The organism is Streptomyces sp. RLA012, assembly GCF_056270325.1.
The window spans coordinates 9,586,610-9,602,420 of sequence record NZ_JBWDPA010000002.1 but is presented as its reverse complement, the minus strand read 5'-3'; the positions used below and the strand labels follow the sequence as shown (position 1 = coordinate 9,602,420).

Sequence of the window (15,811 nt, the reverse complement as noted above, 5' to 3'; positions counted from 1 at the left end):
AGCCTTCAACTGCCAATAGGCAACAGGGTCGCTGTCGTACTCAAAGATCAGGCGGCCGGGCTCGGTGCCGTCTGCCGGGTCGATCACGTCGAGGACAGCACGGGCACCTTGGCGAGAGAACCGGTCCACCTTATAGCACCACAGCGCCGAGGTCTCATCGTTCCGTAGCGCTGCTAGCGCCTTGTCGAAGTCGGGACGCTTGGCATCCGCCTTGTAGCCGGACGCCAGGTCTACCCACACATGACGGACGGTGTAGCCGTTGCGGTCGGCCCAGCGACGCCCGGAGGCCTCCTGCGCGTCGATGGACTGCTCTCGGCGGTGGTCGTCCTCCCGCAAGTTCTTGCTCTTGCGCAGGTAGAGATCTATCAGAGGGTCGACGGCCATCGGGGATGGTGCTCCTTGTGCTCGGATTGCGCCGCCCCCCTTGCCGTACCCGCCCTCTGCCCTACGAGCAGGGAACTTGGGGGGTCACACCATCCGGTGACGGACGCCCGGCCAAACGGCCGGAGCTGCTGCCGTACGAGGGTCCCGTGGGATAAACAGCGGAAGAAGGCGTGTGTCCGAAGGGAGCCCCATGCCCACCACCGTGATCAACCTCAAGGGCCACATCCACGAATTCGGCCCCCGGCTCGAACACGCCCCCGCGGACCTCGTCTACATCGGGCGGCGCTGGACCATGGGCCACTGGGACCTCCCGCAGCATCCGCTCTACAACCCGTTCGCCTACGACACCGCCACCAAGAAGCGCGACGGCACCCGTGCGGAGATCATGGAGAAATACCGGGCGTATCTTCTCGAACGCCCCGACCTGCTCGCCCTGGTGCCCGCCCTGCGCGGCAAGACGCTGGCCTGCTGGTGCGTGCCCGAGCTGTGCCACGGCGACATCCTGGCAGAGATCGCGGACGGCCCCGCCCCGGCCTCGTAGGTTCCCGTGACCTGTGGAGCGTTTCACGGAGAAAACGGCAGCAATGCCCCCGCAGGCACCACCCACCGCAGAAACGAGCAAGGCACCGGCGGCCAGGACAAGAGCGGAGACGATCGCCGGCCACCCCACCCGCCGCCCGCCCGGTCGCGGTGCAGTCATCGCTCAGCCCCTGCCCGACCAGGCTGGTCCGTGGGGCTGACTTCAGTGTCCGAGATTCCCCGGACGCCCGCTCGTCGGCCGCCCGGGAAGCCTCCGACCTGGTCTCCCTGGACTGTACGGACGGTCCGGCCCCCCAAAGACGCCGGGTAAACTCCGTACACGTGACTGCCACGCCCGCAAAGCCCCGTATCCCCAACGTCCTCGCCGGACGCTACGCCTCCGCCGAGCTCGCCACGCTCTGGTCCCCCGAGCAGAAGGTGAAGTTGGAGCGTCAGCTCTGGCTCGCCGTACTGCGGGCGCAGAAGGACCTCGGGATCGAGGTGCCGGACGCCGCCGTCGCCGACTACGAGCGCGTGCTCGACCAGGTCGACCTGGCCTCGATCGCCGAGCGCGAGAAGGTCACGCGGCACGATGTGAAAGCGCGGATCGAGGAGTTCAACGACCTCGCCGGGCACGAGCACGTACACAAGGGCATGACGTCCCGTGACCTCACCGAGAACGTCGAGCAGCTGCAGATCCGGCTCTCCCTGGAGCTGATGCGCGACCGTACGGTGGCCGTGCTGGCGCGGCTCGGCAAGCTCGCGGGCGAGTACGCCGAACTGGTCATGGCGGGCCGCTCGCACAACGTGGCGGCGCAGGCCACCACTCTCGGCAAGCGCTTCGCGACCGCCGCCGACGAGCTGCTCGTCGCGTACGGCCGCGTCGAGGAGCTGCTCGGCCGCTACCCGCTGCGCGGCATCAAGGGCCCGGTCGGCACGGCACAGGACATGCTGGACCTGCTGGGCGGGGACGCGGCGAAACTCGCGGAGCTGGAGCAGCGGATCGCCGGGCACCTCGGCTTCTCGCAGGCGTTCACCTCGGTCGGCCAGGTCTATCCGCGCTCGCTCGACTACGAGGTCGTGACCGCGCTGGTGCAGCTGGCGGCGGCGCCGTCCTCGCTCGCCAAGACGATCCGGCTGATGGCCGGGCACGAGCTGGTGACCGAGGGCTTCAAGCCGGGCCAGGTCGGCTCCTCGGCGATGCCGCACAAGATGAACACCCGCTCCTGCGAGCGCGTCAACGGCCTCATGGTGATCCTGCGCGGCTACGCCTCGATGACCGGCGAGCTGGCCGGCGACCAGTGGAACGAGGGCGACGTGTCCTGCTCGGTGGTGCGCCGGGTCGCGCTGCCGGACGCGTTCTTCGCGCTGGACGGTCTGCTGGAGACGTTCCTGACGGTGCTCGACGAGTTCGGCGCGTTCCCGGCGGTCGTGGCGCGTGAGCTGGACCGCTACCTGCCGTTCCTCGCGACGACCAAGGTGCTGATGGGCGCGGTGCGCGCGGGCGTCGGACGCGAGGTCGCACACGAGGCGATCAAGGAGAACGCCGTCGCCTCCGCGCTCGCGATGCGTGAGCAGGGCGCCGAGCGCAACGAGCTCCTCGACAAGCTCGCCGCCGACGAGCGCATCCCGCTGGACCGGGCGCGGCTCGACGAGCTGATGGCGGACAAGCTGTCCTTCACCGGCGCCGCGGCCGACCAGGTCGCCGCGGTCGTCGGCCGGATCGAGGAGATCGTGAAGCAGCACCCGGAGGCCGCGGGCTACACGCCGGGGGCGATCCTCTGACGCGGCTCACTCCCGCGGACCTGGAGGCCGCCCGCGACCGGCTCGTGCCGGATGTCGTCGCGGACGGCCTCCAGGTGCTTTTCTGCGGCATCAATCCGGGGTTGATGACCGCGGCGACGGGCCACCACTTCGCCCGTCCCGGCAACCGGTTCTGGCCCGTGCTGCATCTGTCGGGGTTCACTCCCCGGCTCATGAAACCGTCGGAACAGGGCGAGTTGCCGTCGTACGGGCTCGGCATCACGAACGTGGTGGCGCGCGCGACCGCCCGGGCCGACGAGCTGACCCCGACGGAGTACCGCGAGGGCGGACGCCTGCTGAGCGCCAAGGTGGAGCGGCTGCGGCCGGACTGGCTGGCGGTGGTCGGCGTGACGGCGTACCGGGCGGCCTTCGACGACCGCAGGGCGGTCATCGGCCCGCAGGAGCGGACCATCGGGGCCAGCCGGGTATGGGTACTGCCCAACCCCAGTGGGCTCAACGCCCATTGGACGGCGGCGACGATGGCCGAGGAGTACGGACGCCTGCGGGTGGCCGCCGAAGGCTAGGGCCGGTCACGGTGGGGCGATCTCCGCGACGGGGGCGAGCAGCCCGAACTCCTGGTCGGCGCCGAGCCGGGAGCCACCGAGAGCGGCCCAACGGCCATGGCGCGCAGGAAGACGCCGTTACCGGCTGATGTGGTCCGACTCCCCCACCATGACCTTGTACTACCGGCCGGCACTGACAACTCGTACTACCGGCCGGCACTGACCATTGGCGTCCCGTCAGGCGTCGCGGCGCCGTACGCTCCACGCGCCCGCCGCGAGGGCGGCCGCCGTCCAGGCCGCGGTCACCGTGAGCCCGGTCCACGGTCCGAGGGCGCCGTCCCAGGTCGCGTGGAGGACCACTTGGCCCGCTCTGTCGGGCAGGAAGTCGGCCGCACCGCCCGACAGTCCCCCGATCACGAAGGAGACGATCAGGAGGAACGGGACCAGGATGCCCAACGTGGCGACCGCGCTGCGCAGCACCGCCGTGAGCCCGGCGGCGAACAGGGCCATCAGGGCCAGGTAGAGGCCGCAGCCCACCGCCCCACGCACCCCTTCGCCCCAGGCCGGCCCACTCGCCCCGGTCCCGAGGGCCGCCTTGCCCACGACCAGGCTCGCCAGCCCCGTCACCAGACCGACCGCCAGCATGGGCACCCCGATCGCCGCCGCCTTGGCCACGAACCACAGCCCTCGCCGAGGCACCGCGGCCAAGGACACCCGCAACGCGCCGCCCCGGAACTCGGCGGCGACGGCCTGCGCGCCGAACGCCACCGCCGCGATCTGCCCGAAGCTGACGCCGAAGAACACCGAGAACAGCGGGTCTACGTCCTGGCCCCCGGAGTCGTCGAGGCCGGCGAGCGCCGAGAACACCGCCGTCGTGAGGAGCACAGCGAGCAGTGCCGCCACCAGCGACCGCAGCGTGCGGATCTTGATCCACTCCGCGTGGAGTACGGGTGGGAACGTCATGGTCGGACCTCCTGGGGCCCTGTCGGGGACGGCGCGGCGGCGAACTCGGCCTCGCCCGCCGTCAGATCCAGATAGGCCTGCTCCAATGTGCCCTCCTGCGCCGCGAGTTCGAGGATCGGCAGCCCGGCGGAGGACGTGAGGTGCCCGATGTCCTCCACGCGCGCGTGCGCGACGGTCCACCGTCCGTCGTCGCCCTCGACGGCCTCGTGCCCGTGGCGCGCGAGCAGGACGCCGAGTGCGGCACCGTCCGTGCTGCGCACTCTGACCCGGGGCCGCACGCGCGCGTGGATGAACTCCCGCAGGGGGGTGTCGGCGAGGAGCCGGCCCCGGCCGAGGACGACGAGGTGATCGGCGAAGGCCGCGGTCTCGCTCATGAGGTGGCTGGAGACGAGTACCGTGCGGCCCTCACGGGCCAGTCGGCGCAGCAACTCGCGGATCCAGATGATCCCTTCGGGGTCGAGCCCGTTCGACGGCTCGTCGAGCAGCACCACGGGCGGGTCGCCGAGAAGCGCGGCGGCGATGCCCAGACGCTGTCGCATGCCCAGGGAGTACGTCTTCGTCCGACGCCGCGCGACGGACGCGAGGCCCGCCTCCGCCAGCACGGCGTCCACGCGGCGTTCGGGGATGCGATGGGTCGCGGCGAGCGCCCGCAGATGGTCGCGCGCGCCGCGCGCACCGTGCGGGGCCCGCGCGTCGAGCAGGGCCCCGACGACGCGCAGGGGTTCGTCGAGTCCGGCGTAGGCACGGCCGCCGACGGTGGCGGTGCCGGAGGTGGGCCGGTCCAGGCCCAGTACCAGCCGCATGGTGGTGGACTTCCCGGCGCCGTTGGGTCCGAGGAAGCCGGTGACGCGGCCGGGAAGCACGCTGAAGGTGAGGTCGTCCACGGCGCGCCGACCGCCGTACGCCTTGGTCAGGTTCTGGACGTCGATGCTGGTCATGGCCTCAGCGTGGCGACTGCCGACCGATCGGCGCCTCCCCCGCGGGTGGAGACCGTCTCCCCCGCACGGGGGAAGCCCGTTGCCGCTACCGGCTGACACGATGACGCGATGGCCCGCTTTCTGCGCCCGCTGCTCCGGGGGACGACGTACACGCGCTTGCTGCATCTGTGGGTGCCGATGCTGTTCGTCAGCGTGTGGCTGTTCATCGACATGTCGAGGCCGTGGGTGCCCGCGGTGCTCCTGCTTCCCCTGGGGCTGATCCCGGCCGTCCGGCTCGGTGAAGGGGTGCAGGCGCAGTTGCTGCTCACGCCGGACGAGCGAGGGAGCGGGGACGCGGGCATCTCGGTGGCGCCCTCGGTCACCTGGCGGGACCGGTGGCGGACCGTGCTCTGGCTCGAAGTACGGATGGGCCTCGGGGCGGTGGCGATGGGCGTCACCGTCTGGATGCCCGCGGCCTCGGTCGAACTGGCCGGAGCCGCGTCCGGCCGGCCGCCGGCCACCCCGCTGCCGGGCGTGTCGCTCCCGCAGTGGGTCTGCGCCTTGCTCGTGCCACTGCCGCTGCTCGCCCTGTACGGGGCGGTGGTCGGCCTCGGCGCGCTGATCACGGTGATCGCGCGCCGGCTGCTGGGCCCTTCGCCCGCCGAGCGGCTGGCCGCCCTGGAGGAGCGCACCGAGCAGCTCCTGGAACGCACCCGCATCGCCCGTGAGCTGCACGACTCGATCGGTCACGCGCTGACCGTGGCGGTGGTGCAGGCGGGCGCGGCGCGGGCGGCGGCGGACCCCGTCTTCACCGACCGGGCCCTGGGCGCCATCGAGGACACCGGCCGGGCCGCTCTGGAGGACCTGGAGCGGGTGCTGGGGGTGTTGCGCGAGGCGGGGCGCCCCGTGAGCGGCCGGCCCACGCTGACCGAGGCCGACCGGCTCCTGGAGTCGGCGCGCACCTCGGGTGCCGAGGTCGACGCAGAAGTGACGGGCCCCTTGGAGACCGTGCCGGGACCGGTGTCCCGGGAGGGCTACCGGATCCTCCAGGAGTCCCTCACCAACGTGCTGCGGCACGCGGGGAGCGTGCCGGTCCGGGTCCGTATCGCGGTCGACGGCACAACGCTCGGCCTGGAGGTCCGCAACCCCCTGGCCGCCGAAATCCCGGGGCCCGGCCGGGGCAGCGGACTGCGCGGCATCCGGGAGCGGGCGGCACTGCTCGGCGGGCAGGCACGAACAGGTCCGGAGGACGGCGACTGGAGGGTGCACGTGGAGCTGCCGTTGCGCTGACGCACGCCGATCGAGGTCTGCCGAACACCGCGAGCCAGGCCGATCAAAGTCCACCGAACACCGCGAGCCAGGCCGATCGAGGTCCACCGAGCACCATGATCCACTCCGATCGAGGCCCGCCGAAAGTCGTGATCTAGGCTGGCCGGATGCCGGTCACCGTTCTCCTCGTCGACGACGAACCTCTCGTACGGGCCGGTCTGCGGGCCGTCCTGGAGGCGCAGCCCGACATCGAGGTGGTCGGCGAGGCGGCCGACGGTGCCGCGGTGATCCCGCTGGTACGACAGCTGCGGCCGGACGTCGTCGCCATGGACGTCCGGATGCCTCTCCTGGACGGCATCGAGGCGACGCGCGCGGTGCTGCGGACCGTGAGCGATCCGCCGAAGATCCTCGTGGTGACGACGTTCGAGAACGACGAGTACGTCTACGAGGCGCTGCGCGCGGGCGCCGACGGGTTTCTGCTGAAGCGGGCGCGCCCGGCCGAGATCGTGCACGCCGTGCGCCTCGTGGCCGAGGGCGAGTCGCTGCTGTTCCCCGCGTCCGTACGGCGGCTGGCGGCCGAGTACGGGGACGGCGCGGGCGATCCCGCCGCGCGGGTGGCCATGGAGCGGGCCGCACTGACCGAGCGGGAGGCGGAGGTGCTGCGGCTGATGGCACGGGGGCTGTCGAACGCGGAGATCGCCGGGCAGCTGATCGTCGGCACCGAGACGGTCAAGTCGCACGTCAGCGCCGTGCTGGCGAAGCTGGGGGCCCGGGATCGTACCCAAGCGGTGATCGCGGCGTACGAGTCGGGGTTCGTGGCCCCGGGCTGAAAGCGACCCGCGGGTAGCAAAGAGTGTCCCCGGCTCTCGCGGGGGTGCGCCGCGCCGAGTACGATCCGGCCAACACGCGCGCGAGCTGGGAGGACGGACGTTGGGGCAGTTGACCGGCGGGGACCCCTCTCTGCTGCGAAGGATCAATTCCGCGGTGGTGCTGCGCGCGTTGCGTGCCACGGACTGCGCGACCCTCACCGAGATCACCCGGGTGACCGGATTGTCCCGGCCCACGGTCGAGGGCGTCGTCGAGGGGCTGATCGAGGCCGGGCTCGTGGTCGAGAAGGCCGCCGAGGAGGGCGCCGCACGGCGCCAGGGGCGTCCCGCGCGACGGTTCAGGTTCAGGGCCGAGGCGGGCCATCTGCTGGGCCTGGAGATCGGCCCCCATCGCGTCGCCGGGCTGCTCGCCGATCTGGACGGCCGGGTGCTGGGCGCCATGTCCAAGGACGTGGACGAGACCGCCTCGGCGGACGAGCGGCTGGAACGGCTGCGGACGGCGGTCGCCGAGCTGCTGCGCCGGGCGGGCGTCGCCCGCAGCTCACTGCGGGCGGTGGGCGTGGGCAGCCCCGGCATCGTCGAGGCGGACGGCACCGTACGTCTCGGCACGGCGCTGCCGGAGTGGACGGGGTTGCGGCTGGGCGATCGGCTGAGCCGTTCCTTCAAGTGCCCTGTGCTGGTCGAGAACGACGCCAACGCGGCGGCGGTCGCCGAGCACTGGAAGGGCTCGGCCACGGAGTCGGACGACATGGTGTTCGTTCTCGCCGGGCTGAGCCCCGGCGCCGGCGCGCTGATCGGCGGGCGGCTGCACCGGGGGTACGGCGGCGCCGCCGGCGAGATCGGGGCGCTGCATCTGCTGGGCCGCGAGGCGACTCCCGAGACGCTGCTGTCGACCACGGACGAGCCGCTGCACCCGCTCGACGAGCAGGCCGTCGCCGAGGTCTTCACGCTCGCCAGGAGCGGTGACCTGCGGGCCCGCGCGGCGGTCGACCGCTTCATCCAGCGCCTGGTGCACGACGTGGCGGCCCTCGTCCTCGCCCTCGATCCCGAACTGGTCGTGATCGGCGGCTGGGCGGCCGGTCTGGACGGGGTGCTGGAGCCGCTGCGGCGGGAGCTGGAGCGCTACTGTCTGCGGCCCCCCAAGGTGGCGCTCTCGCTCCTGGGCGAGGCGGCCGTCGCGACGGGCGCGCTGCGGCTGGCCCTCGATCATGTGGAGGAGCAGCTGTTCGCGGTGGAGGGGACCGTGACCGCGCATCGCTGAGCGGCGGTTCGATCAGCGCCGCAGAAACGTCACGCCCCGGAGTGCTCCGGGGCGTGAGGGGTTCGGTACGACGGGCGGCACGCCGGTTGTCGTGCCGCCCGGGAAGCCCGGCTCAGGAAGCCCGGCGCTGCGGGTCGTGGTGGATCTCCACGCCGCCGACGTCACCGAAGGTCAGCCGGCAGGTGTCGGCGCGGTAGGTGGCCACGGAGACCGCGGCGGTGCGCCCCTCGGCGAAGAAACGGGTCGTGACGACGAGGACGGGCGCCCCGGGCAACCGGTCGAGTTCCTTGGCGTCGTCCGCGCGGGCCGAGCCGAGTTCCACGGCGCGGTCCTGGCCCTCCAGGTCGAGGCGCTGCAGTTCGCGCAGCACGGCACGCGCGCGTGCCGCCCCCGAGGGCGCGTCGACCGCGGAGAGGTCGGACACCGAGGACGCCGGGACGTAGAGCAGCTCGGCGGCGACCGGCTGACCGTGGGTCACCCGGGAGCGGCGGATCGTGTGCACCTCGTCGTCGTGGGCCGTCTCCAGGACGTCGGCCACGGCGGCGGGCGGGACCGCCGCCGCGCAGTCCGTGGACTGCCAGGCGTCGTCGGCCGCGCCCGGCCACACTTCCTGCTCGGAACCGACGGCCACCCCCACCCGGGGCGGAGCGACGGTCGTGCCCACCCCGCGGCGGCGCTGCAGACGCCCTTCCAGTTCCAGCTGCTCCAGCGCCTGGCGCAGCGTGGCACGGGCGACGCCGAACCTGGCCGCGAGGTCGCGCTCATTGGGCAGGATCTCGCCCACGGAGAATTCGGAGTCCAGTGCCTGGCTCAACACTGTCTTGAGATGCCAGTACTTCGGCTCCGGCACCGTTTCCAGCTGCGTGGTCCCCACCCTGTCCTCCGCAATCGCCGTGGCCCGGCGGCGTTTTAGCGCCCTTGTTTATTAAAGGTTCTTACACTATCCATGCGACGATAGGGCCGCCCTCACCCTTGGTCAAGACCAATCCTCGATCCCTTGTGGTTTGCTCAGCCGTCTCGCCGCGGAGCGTTCACAGGGCGTTCGCGCTGGGCGACGTTCCCGACACAACGCCGAAAGCCCCCGTCCAGAAGACAGGGGCTCGCGGGTTCGCCCCGGTGTCGCGGTGGCTACCGGCTGCCCAGGGACACCAGCTTCTCCGGGTTGCGCACGATGTAGATGCACTGGATCCGGCCGTCCACGGCGTCCAGCTGGAAGACGCTGTCGGGCTTGCCCTCGGACAGTGCGAGGAGCGCGGCGCCGCCGTTGACCTCCAGGAGGCGGAACGAGAGGTCCGAGACGCCCTTCTGGGCCACGCCGTAGAGGAAACGGCCCACCTTGTCGGCGGACTGGATGACCCGCAGCGGCGCCTTCGCGAGTCCACCGCTGTCGCCGACCAGCCGGACGTCCGGGGCCAGCATGGCCACGAGCCCCTCCAGGTCGCCCTCGGCCGCCGCGGCGAGGAACCGCTCGGTCAGATCACGGCGTTCGGCCGGGTCCACCTCGTAGCGCGGCCGCCGTTCCTCGACGTGCTTGCGTGCCCGCCCGGCGAGTTGGCGCACGGCGGGCTCGCCGCGGTCGAGGACGGCGGCGATGTCCGCGTACGGGTAGCCGAACGCCTCCCTGAGGACGAACACCGCGCGCTCCAGGGGCGACAGGGACTCCAGGACGACGAGGACGGCGAACGAGACGGAGTCGGCGAGCACGGCCCGCTCGGCCCCGTCGGGGACGGTGTCCCCGAAGTCGGTGACATACGGCTCGGGCAGCCACGGCCCCACGTACGCCTCGTTGCGCGACTGCACTTGGCGCAGCCGGTCGATGGCGAGCCGGGTGGTGACGCGCACCAGGTAGGCGCGTGGTTCGCGCACCTCGGTCCGGTCGGCGCCGAACCAGCGCAGCCAGGCTTCCTGGACCACGTCCTCCGCGTCGGCCACTCTCCCCAACATGCGGTAGGCGACGCCCATCAGGACGGGACGGTGCTCTTCGAAGACCTCGGTCGCGGTGTCGATGGCCACGGTCCCATCCCATCCGACCCGTCCCGCCGTGTCCAGGCGGAATCGCCGTCTCGCCGAGCGGAAGGGGCCGCGGCTCGATGGCGGCACATGGGTACGGACTCCCGGGGACCGGGGGCTACCCGTCGGTAGCAGTTGCTGACAAGCTGTCTACGAAGATGTCTCCCAGCGTGTCACCAGACGAGGAGCAGCATCATGTCCGCCACGGTCTCCGTCAGCCTCCCCTCCGCGCCCGGCCCGCGGACCGTGACCATGTCCTACGCGCGCGTGGGCACCGGGGAGCCGCTGCTCCTGCTGCACGGCATCGGCCACCACCGGCAGGCCTGGGACCCGGTCGTCCACATACTGGCCGCGGAGCGCGAGGTGATAGCCGTGGACCTGCCCGGGTTCGGTGAGTCCCCGGCGCTGCCCGACGGGCTCACGCCGGACCTCGGGACGGTGGTGCCCGCGCTCGGCGCGCTGTGCGAGGCGCTGGAGATCGGGCGTCCGCACGTGGCGGGCAACTCCCTGGGCGGCCTCCTGGCCCTGGAGCTGGGCCGTGAGAAGCTCGTACGGTCCGTCACCGCTCTCTCGCCCGCCGGGTTCTGGACGCCGGTCGAGCGGCGCTACGCCTTCGGCGTGCTCATGGCCATGCGACAGGGCGCGCGGCGCCTGCCGCTCCCGGTGGTCGAGCGGCTCTCGCGGACGGCGGCCGGGCGGGCCGTCCTGACGAGCACCATCTACGCACGGCCCGGCCGTCGTTCACCCGATGCGGTCGTCGCCGAGACGCTCGCGCTCGCCCGTGCCGAGGGATTCGCCGAGACGCTCCGGGCCGGCTCCACGGTCCAGTTCTCGGACGACATCCCGGGCCTGCCCGTCACGGTCGCCTGGGGCACCCGGGACCGGCTGCTGGTGCGCCGGCAGGGGATCCGCGCCAAGCACATCATTCCCCGGGCCCGGCTGGTGCGGCTGCCCGGCTGCGGCCACGTCCCGATGAACGACGACCCGGCCCTCGTCGCCCGCGTCCTTCTCGACGGCAGCCGCTGAGGGCTCGGCACCGACCGCCGAGGACTCGACGTCACTCGTCGAACGCCTGGCGGCAGCCGCTGGGCGGCGCCCGGCCGGGCTCGGCGCGCCGGAGCCCAGAGCGACTCCGGCGCCGACCAGCGCGCTGCCCGCGGCCTGCGCGGCACCGTACGCGCCGGTGCCGACGAGCGGCGCGGTGCAGGCCGCCGCGACCGGGATGAGGCCGGAGAAGAGCGTGGCGCGCTCCGCGCCGATGCGCTGCATGCCCATGTACCAGCACACGAAGCCGACGACCGTGACGACCGCCGCCTGCCACAGCAGCGCGGTGGCCTCGGTGGCGTCCGGCTTCCGAAGCCACGCGCCGCCGCCGGTGAGGATCCCGGCCACCGCCGATTCGACCGCGGCGATCCCGCAGACGGTGGCCGACAGCAGCCGTGGACCGAGCGGGCGCAGCAGGGGCACGGCGAGGACCGCGAAGCCCACCTCGCCGGCCAGCGCGCACAAGGAGTACGCGATTCCCGCGCCGTCGGTGTGTCCCCATCCCTGGACCGTGCAGGCGCCCACCGCGACGAGCAACGCCCCGTACAGGACCCGCCCTTGTGGACGACGGTTGTCAAGAAGGGGCACGACAACGGCCACCACGACGGGGGCGCAGCCCACGAAGACGCCTGGAACCGCCGGTTCCGCGGTGCGTTCCGCCGCGATCACGGCGAGGTTGAAGCAGACCATGCCGATGGCCGCGAGCAGCGCGAGGCGCCCCCACTGACGTGCCACGAGCCGCCCCAGCGGTGCCGCGCCGCCCCGCCCGACCAGCGGCAGGAGCAGCACACAGGCGGGTACGTGGGCTGCCGTCCGACCTGCGGCCGCGAGGCCGTAGCGCAGGAACTGGCCGCCCGCGTACGGGTAGTGGCCCAGGACGCTGTTGGCGGTGAAGGAGCCTCCGACGAGGACACAGGCGAGGGCGGCGAGCAGCGAGCCCCGGGTGGTGGCGTTCATGGCGGTGACGCTATGAGCGGACGCGGTCCGGTTTAAGGTCCACTGTCATGACGCCATCGGGGACCACTTGACGCCGTCCGGTACCCGTCCGGGGGAGGCGCCCCGCCCCGCTCGGCCGGACTCCGCGCCGTGGACGGCCGCCTGGGAGCTGCTCCTGCCGGCCGCTTCGGCACCGCCACGCGCGCGTGGGCGCACGCTGCAGGCCGCGCTGCGCGAGGCGGTGCGCACGGGCCGGCTCGCGCCGGGCACCCGGCTGCCGTCCAGCCGTGAGCTCGCCGCCGATCTCGGGGTGTCGCGGGGGCTGGTCACGGAGGCGTACGAGCAGTTGACCGCGGAGGGGTATCTGCGCAGCGACCGGGGCGCGGGGACCTGGGTCGGCGGTGCCGTCCGGGCCGCGCTCCCCCGCGCGCGTGATCTCGCGCCGCGCTCCGCCGGGGCCCGCGCCGACTTCCTTCCGGGGACACCCGACCTGTCCCTGTTCCCGCGCACGGCCTGGGCGGCCGCCCAGCGCGGGGTGCTCGCCGAACTGCCCCACCATGCGCTGGGCTATCCGGATCCGCGCGGTCTGCCCCGACTGCGCACCGCCCTGGCCGAACTGCTCGCGCGGCGCCGTGGCGTGGCCGCGGAGCCGGAGCACGTCATCGTGGTCTCCGGGGTCGCGCAGGCGATGACCCTGCTCGGATTCGTGCTCCACGCGCGCGGGGAGCGCGCTGTCGGTGTCGAGGACCCCGGAAGTCCGGAGCACGGTGCCCTGTATGCCGCGACCGGCGTCGACACCGTACCGCTGCCCCTGGACGGGGCGGGGCTGGAGACCGGGCCGCTGAAGGCGTCGGGTGTACGGGCCGTGGTGACGACGCCCGCCCACCAGTTCCCCTCGGGGATCGCGTACTCGGCGCGGCGCCGCGCGGAACTCCTCGACTGGGCCCGCTCGGTGGACGGTCTGGTGATCGAGGACGACTACGACGGGGACTTCCGCTACGACCGTACGCCCGTGGGGGCACTGCAAGGGCTCGACCCCGAGCACGTCGCCTACACGGGCTCGGTCAGCAAGTCGCTCGCGCCGGGGCTGCGGCTGGGCTGGCTGCTCGTACCGGCGTCGCTCGCCGAGGCGGTCGTCGAGCGCAAGCGCACCATGGATCTGGGGAACCCCGTCGTCGACCAGGCGCTTCTTGCCCGTTTTGTGGAGCGGGGCGACTACGACCGGCACCTGCGGCGCTGCCGGCGCGCCTAGCGGGAGCGGCGCGACACACTCGTGTCCGCCCTGGAGGAGCACTTCCCCGGCACGGAGGTGTCCGGGATCGCGGCGGGTCTGCATGCCATCGCCGTACTGCCCGAACGGTACGGACCACAGGACGACTTCCTCGCTCGGGCCGCGGCGGCCGGAGTGGCGGTGCGTCCGCTGACGGACTACGGGCGGGCGGTCGACCACGGCGGCGTACGACTGGTGCTCGGTTACGCGCACCAGTCCCCCGCGCGGATCCGCGAAGGTGTCCGGCTGATGGCCGCGGCGGTGCGTTCCCGAGGCACCTGACGCGGGCCTGGAGTCGTACACCGGTCCGCTTGCGCTCGGGGTCAGTTGTTCACTTGTGGTTTCCGTGTGCGCTGCGGCGCACCAGTAGTTGTGGCCTTGCACACCGGCCGACTCCGTCCCTGGAGGCGCATTCATGTCACACCGTCCGCAAAGCCCCTTCCCCGGTCGTCGCAGCGTGCTGCGCGGCTCACTCGCCGCGTCGGCGGCACTGGCCCTGCCCACCGCGCTCGGCGCGGCGCCGGCGTTCGCGCTGTCCGGGCGGCCGAAGGCGGGGTGGGGCGTCCAGGCCGGAGACGTGACCGCGAACTCCGGACTGGTGTGGGTCCGCTCCGACCGCCCCGCCCGGATGATCGTCGAGACCTCCGCGACCGAGTCGTTCCGCAACCCGCGCAGGTGGCACGGTCCGCTGCTCGGCGCGGACTCGGACTTCACCGGTACCACGCGGCTGCGCGGGCTGCCCGCGGGCGAGCAGATCCACTACCGTGTGCTGCTCGCCGATCCCGACGACCCGCGGCGTACCGGCGAGCCGGTGGCGGGCACCTTCCGCACCGCGCCCTCCAAACGGCGGCGGGACGTCCGGTTCGTCTGGTCCGGCGACCTGGCCGGGCAGGGCTGGGGCATCAACGAGTCGATCGGCGGCTACCGGATCTTCGACGCGATGGCGAAGACGGACCCGGACTTCTTCCTGTGCAGCGGCGACAACATCTACGCGGACGGCCCGATCTCGGCCACCGCGGCGCTTCCGGACGGCAGCCTCTACCGGAACGTCACCACCGAGGAGAAGTCGCACGTCGCGGTCTCCCTGGCCGACTACCGGGGCAACTTCCGCTACAACCTGCTGGACTCGGCGCTGCGCCGGTTCAACGCCCAGGTGCCGAACATCATCCAGTGGGACGACCACGAGGTCCGCAACAACTGGTACCCGGGCGAGGTCATCGGCACCGGTACCCCCTACCCGGCCGGCACGAAGCTCGACGACATGGCGGTCCGCGCCCGGCAGGCGTTCTCGGAGTACTTCCCGATCTCCACGATCAGCGGGCGCCCGGACGGCCGGATCTACCGGACCGTCCACCACGGTCCGCTCCTGGACGTGTTCGTGCTGGACATGCGGACGTACCGGAACGCCAACTCGCCCGACGACCAGACCACGGACCCGCAGGGCATCCTCGGCCGTGAGCAGCTGGAGTGGCTCAAGCGCGAGCTGGCCGCGTCACGCGCGGTGTGGAAGGTCATCGCCGCCGACATGCCGCTCGGCCTGGTCGTGCCCGACCCGGTCGAGGGCAAGCCGAACATCGAAGCCGTCGCCCAGGGCGACCCGGGCGCACCGCTCGGGCGCGAACTGCAGATCGCCGAGCTGCTGCGGTTCATCAAGCACCGGCGGATCACCGGCACCGTGTGGCTGACGGCCGACGTCCACCACACCTCCGCACAGCACTACGACCCGTCGCGGGCCGCGTTCAAGGACTTCGAGCCGTTCTGGGAGTTCGTCTCCGGACCGCTCAACGCGGGTGCCTTCCCGGCGAACGCGCTGGACGGCACCTTCGGCCCGGACCGGGTCTTCGTGAAGGCGCCGACCGCCTCGAACGTCTCGCCCGCCGAGGGCTACCAGTTCTTCGGTGAGGTCGACATCGACGGGGACAGCGGGGAACTGACGGTACGACTGCGCGAGTACGACGGCACCGTGCTGTTCACTCAGGTGCTGCAGCCGGGGCGTGTGGGCCAGTAACTCCCGCCGTCTCCCGTATCCTCGAAGTGTCGGGCCGCGCACCGGAGTCATCCCCCGGTGCGCGCTCACGTCACCGAAACCGGTAGGCGAGCAGGTC

At 72.5% G+C, this 15,811-nt stretch carries 12 protein-coding genes and 3 pseudogenes; 9 read left to right on the top strand and 6 right to left on the bottom strand.

The genetic code is table 11. The features are described from left to right. Positions 1–99: 99 nt before the first annotated feature. Positions 100–384: pseudogene (locus tag RV986_RS43660) on the bottom strand (recombinase family protein); the annotation flags it as partial. 190 nt (positions 385–574) lie between these two features. On the opposite strand from RV986_RS43660, the gene RV986_RS43655 reads away from it, so the two are divergent. The 3 genes from RV986_RS43655 to mug all read left to right on the top strand — a co-directional run bounded on the left by RV986_RS43655 (position 575) and on the right by mug (position 3,230). After that, positions 575–925, top strand: coding sequence for a DUF4326 domain-containing protein (locus RV986_RS43655; RefSeq protein WP_475922678.1), 351 nt, complete (start codon positions 575–577; stop codon positions 923–925). 320 nt (positions 926–1,245) lie between these two features. Continuing rightward, complete coding sequence (gene purB, locus RV986_RS43650) at positions 1,246–2,688, top strand: adenylosuccinate lyase (protein WP_475922677.1); 1,443 nt, start codon at positions 1,246–1,248, stop codon at positions 2,686–2,688. Positions 2,689–2,732: 44 nt separating this feature from the next. Next, positions 2,733–3,230 (top strand): G/U mismatch-specific DNA glycosylase, encoded by a 498-nt coding sequence (gene mug / locus RV986_RS43645; protein ID WP_475922676.1) that lies wholly within the window; start codon positions 2,733–2,735, stop codon positions 3,228–3,230. A gap of 216 nt (positions 3,231–3,446) precedes the next feature. On the opposite strand, the gene RV986_RS43640 is transcribed toward mug, so the two are convergent. Both RV986_RS43640 and RV986_RS43635 read right to left on the bottom strand, forming a co-directional pair. Further along, entirely contained in the window at positions 3,447–4,172 is a 726-nt protein-coding gene (locus RV986_RS43640) for an ABC transporter permease (RefSeq protein WP_475922675.1), read from the bottom strand. Then, on the bottom strand, positions 4,169–5,110 hold the full coding sequence (locus RV986_RS43635; RefSeq protein WP_475922674.1) for an ATP-binding cassette domain-containing protein: 942 nt from the start codon (positions 5,108–5,110) through the stop codon (positions 4,169–4,171). Before RV986_RS43635 ends, RV986_RS43640 begins: the two co-directional genes overlap by 4 nt. 108 nt (positions 5,111–5,218) lie before the next feature. On the opposite strand from RV986_RS43635, the gene RV986_RS43630 reads away from it, so the two are divergent. The 3 genes from RV986_RS43630 to RV986_RS43620 all read left to right on the top strand — a co-directional run bounded on the left by RV986_RS43630 (position 5,219) and on the right by RV986_RS43620 (position 8,446). Beyond that, a complete protein-coding gene (locus RV986_RS43630; protein ID WP_475922673.1) occupies positions 5,219–6,379 on the top strand; it encodes a sensor histidine kinase in 1,161 nt (386 codons plus the stop codon). Positions 6,380–6,525: 146 nt separating this feature from the next. Then, complete coding sequence (locus RV986_RS43625) at positions 6,526–7,188, top strand: response regulator transcription factor (RefSeq protein ID WP_475922672.1); 663 nt, start codon at positions 6,526–6,528, stop codon at positions 7,186–7,188. Between the two features lie 100 nt (positions 7,189–7,288). After that, on the top strand, positions 7,289–8,446 hold the full coding sequence (locus RV986_RS43620; protein ID WP_475922671.1) for an ROK family transcriptional regulator: 1,158 nt from the start codon (positions 7,289–7,291) through the stop codon (positions 8,444–8,446). 112 nt (positions 8,447–8,558) lie between these two features. Here RV986_RS43620 and RV986_RS43615 read toward each other — a convergent pair whose 3' ends face one another. Further along, positions 8,559–9,320, bottom strand: a complete 762-nt coding sequence (locus RV986_RS43615; RefSeq protein ID WP_475922670.1) for a GntR family transcriptional regulator — start codon at positions 9,318–9,320, stop codon at positions 8,559–8,561. A gap of 254 nt (positions 9,321–9,574) precedes the next feature. Beyond that, complete coding sequence (locus tag RV986_RS43610) at positions 9,575–10,459, bottom strand: RNA polymerase sigma-70 factor (protein WP_475922669.1); 885 nt, start codon at positions 10,457–10,459, stop codon at positions 9,575–9,577. Between the two features lie 192 nt (positions 10,460–10,651). Between RV986_RS43610 and RV986_RS43605 the strand changes: the two genes are divergently transcribed. After that, a complete protein-coding gene (locus tag RV986_RS43605; protein ID WP_475922668.1) occupies positions 10,652–11,482 on the top strand; it encodes an alpha/beta fold hydrolase in 831 nt (276 codons plus the stop codon). Between the two features lie 156 nt (positions 11,483–11,638). On the opposite strand, the pseudogene RV986_RS43600 reads toward RV986_RS43605, so the two are convergent. Continuing rightward, positions 11,639–12,190 (bottom strand): annotated as a pseudogene (locus RV986_RS43600) (EamA family transporter); the annotation flags it as partial. 334 nt (positions 12,191–12,524) lie between these two features. On the opposite strand from RV986_RS43600, the pseudogene pdxR reads away from it, so the two are divergent. Together pdxR and RV986_RS43590 are read left to right on the top strand one after the other, a co-directional pair. Then, positions 12,525–13,988 (top strand): annotated as a pseudogene (gene pdxR, locus RV986_RS43595) (MocR-like pyridoxine biosynthesis transcription factor PdxR). A 133-nt stretch (positions 13,989–14,121) separates the two neighbouring features. Further along, entirely contained in the window at positions 14,122–15,714 is a 1,593-nt protein-coding gene (locus tag RV986_RS43590) for an alkaline phosphatase D family protein (RefSeq protein ID WP_475922667.1), read from the top strand. Positions 15,715–15,811 lie beyond the last annotated feature (97 nt).

What these genes read in the sequence shown, in the direction of transcription:
- RV986_RS43630 (WP_475922673.1), top strand. Translation starts at nt 5,219, where the DNA reads ATGGCCCGCTTTCTGCGCCCGCTGCTCCGGGGGACGACGTACACGCGC.
- RV986_RS43635 (WP_475922674.1), bottom strand. Translation starts at nt 5,110, where the DNA reads ATGACCAGCATCGACGTCCAGAACCTGACCAAGGCGTACGGCGGTCGG.
- RV986_RS43655 (WP_475922678.1), top strand. Translation starts at nt 575, where the DNA reads ATGCCCACCACCGTGATCAACCTCAAGGGCCACATCCACGAATTCGGC.
- RV986_RS43605 (WP_475922668.1), top strand. Translation starts at nt 10,652, where the DNA reads ATGTCCGCCACGGTCTCCGTCAGCCTCCCCTCCGCGCCCGGCCCGCGG.
- RV986_RS43625 (WP_475922672.1), top strand. Translation starts at nt 6,526, where the DNA reads ATGCCGGTCACCGTTCTCCTCGTCGACGACGAACCTCTCGTACGGGCC.
- RV986_RS43590 (WP_475922667.1), top strand. Translation starts at nt 14,122, where the DNA reads ATGTCACACCGTCCGCAAAGCCCCTTCCCCGGTCGTCGCAGCGTGCTG.
- RV986_RS43640 (WP_475922675.1), bottom strand. Translation starts at nt 4,172, where the DNA reads ATGACGTTCCCACCCGTACTCCACGCGGAGTGGATCAAGATCCGCACG.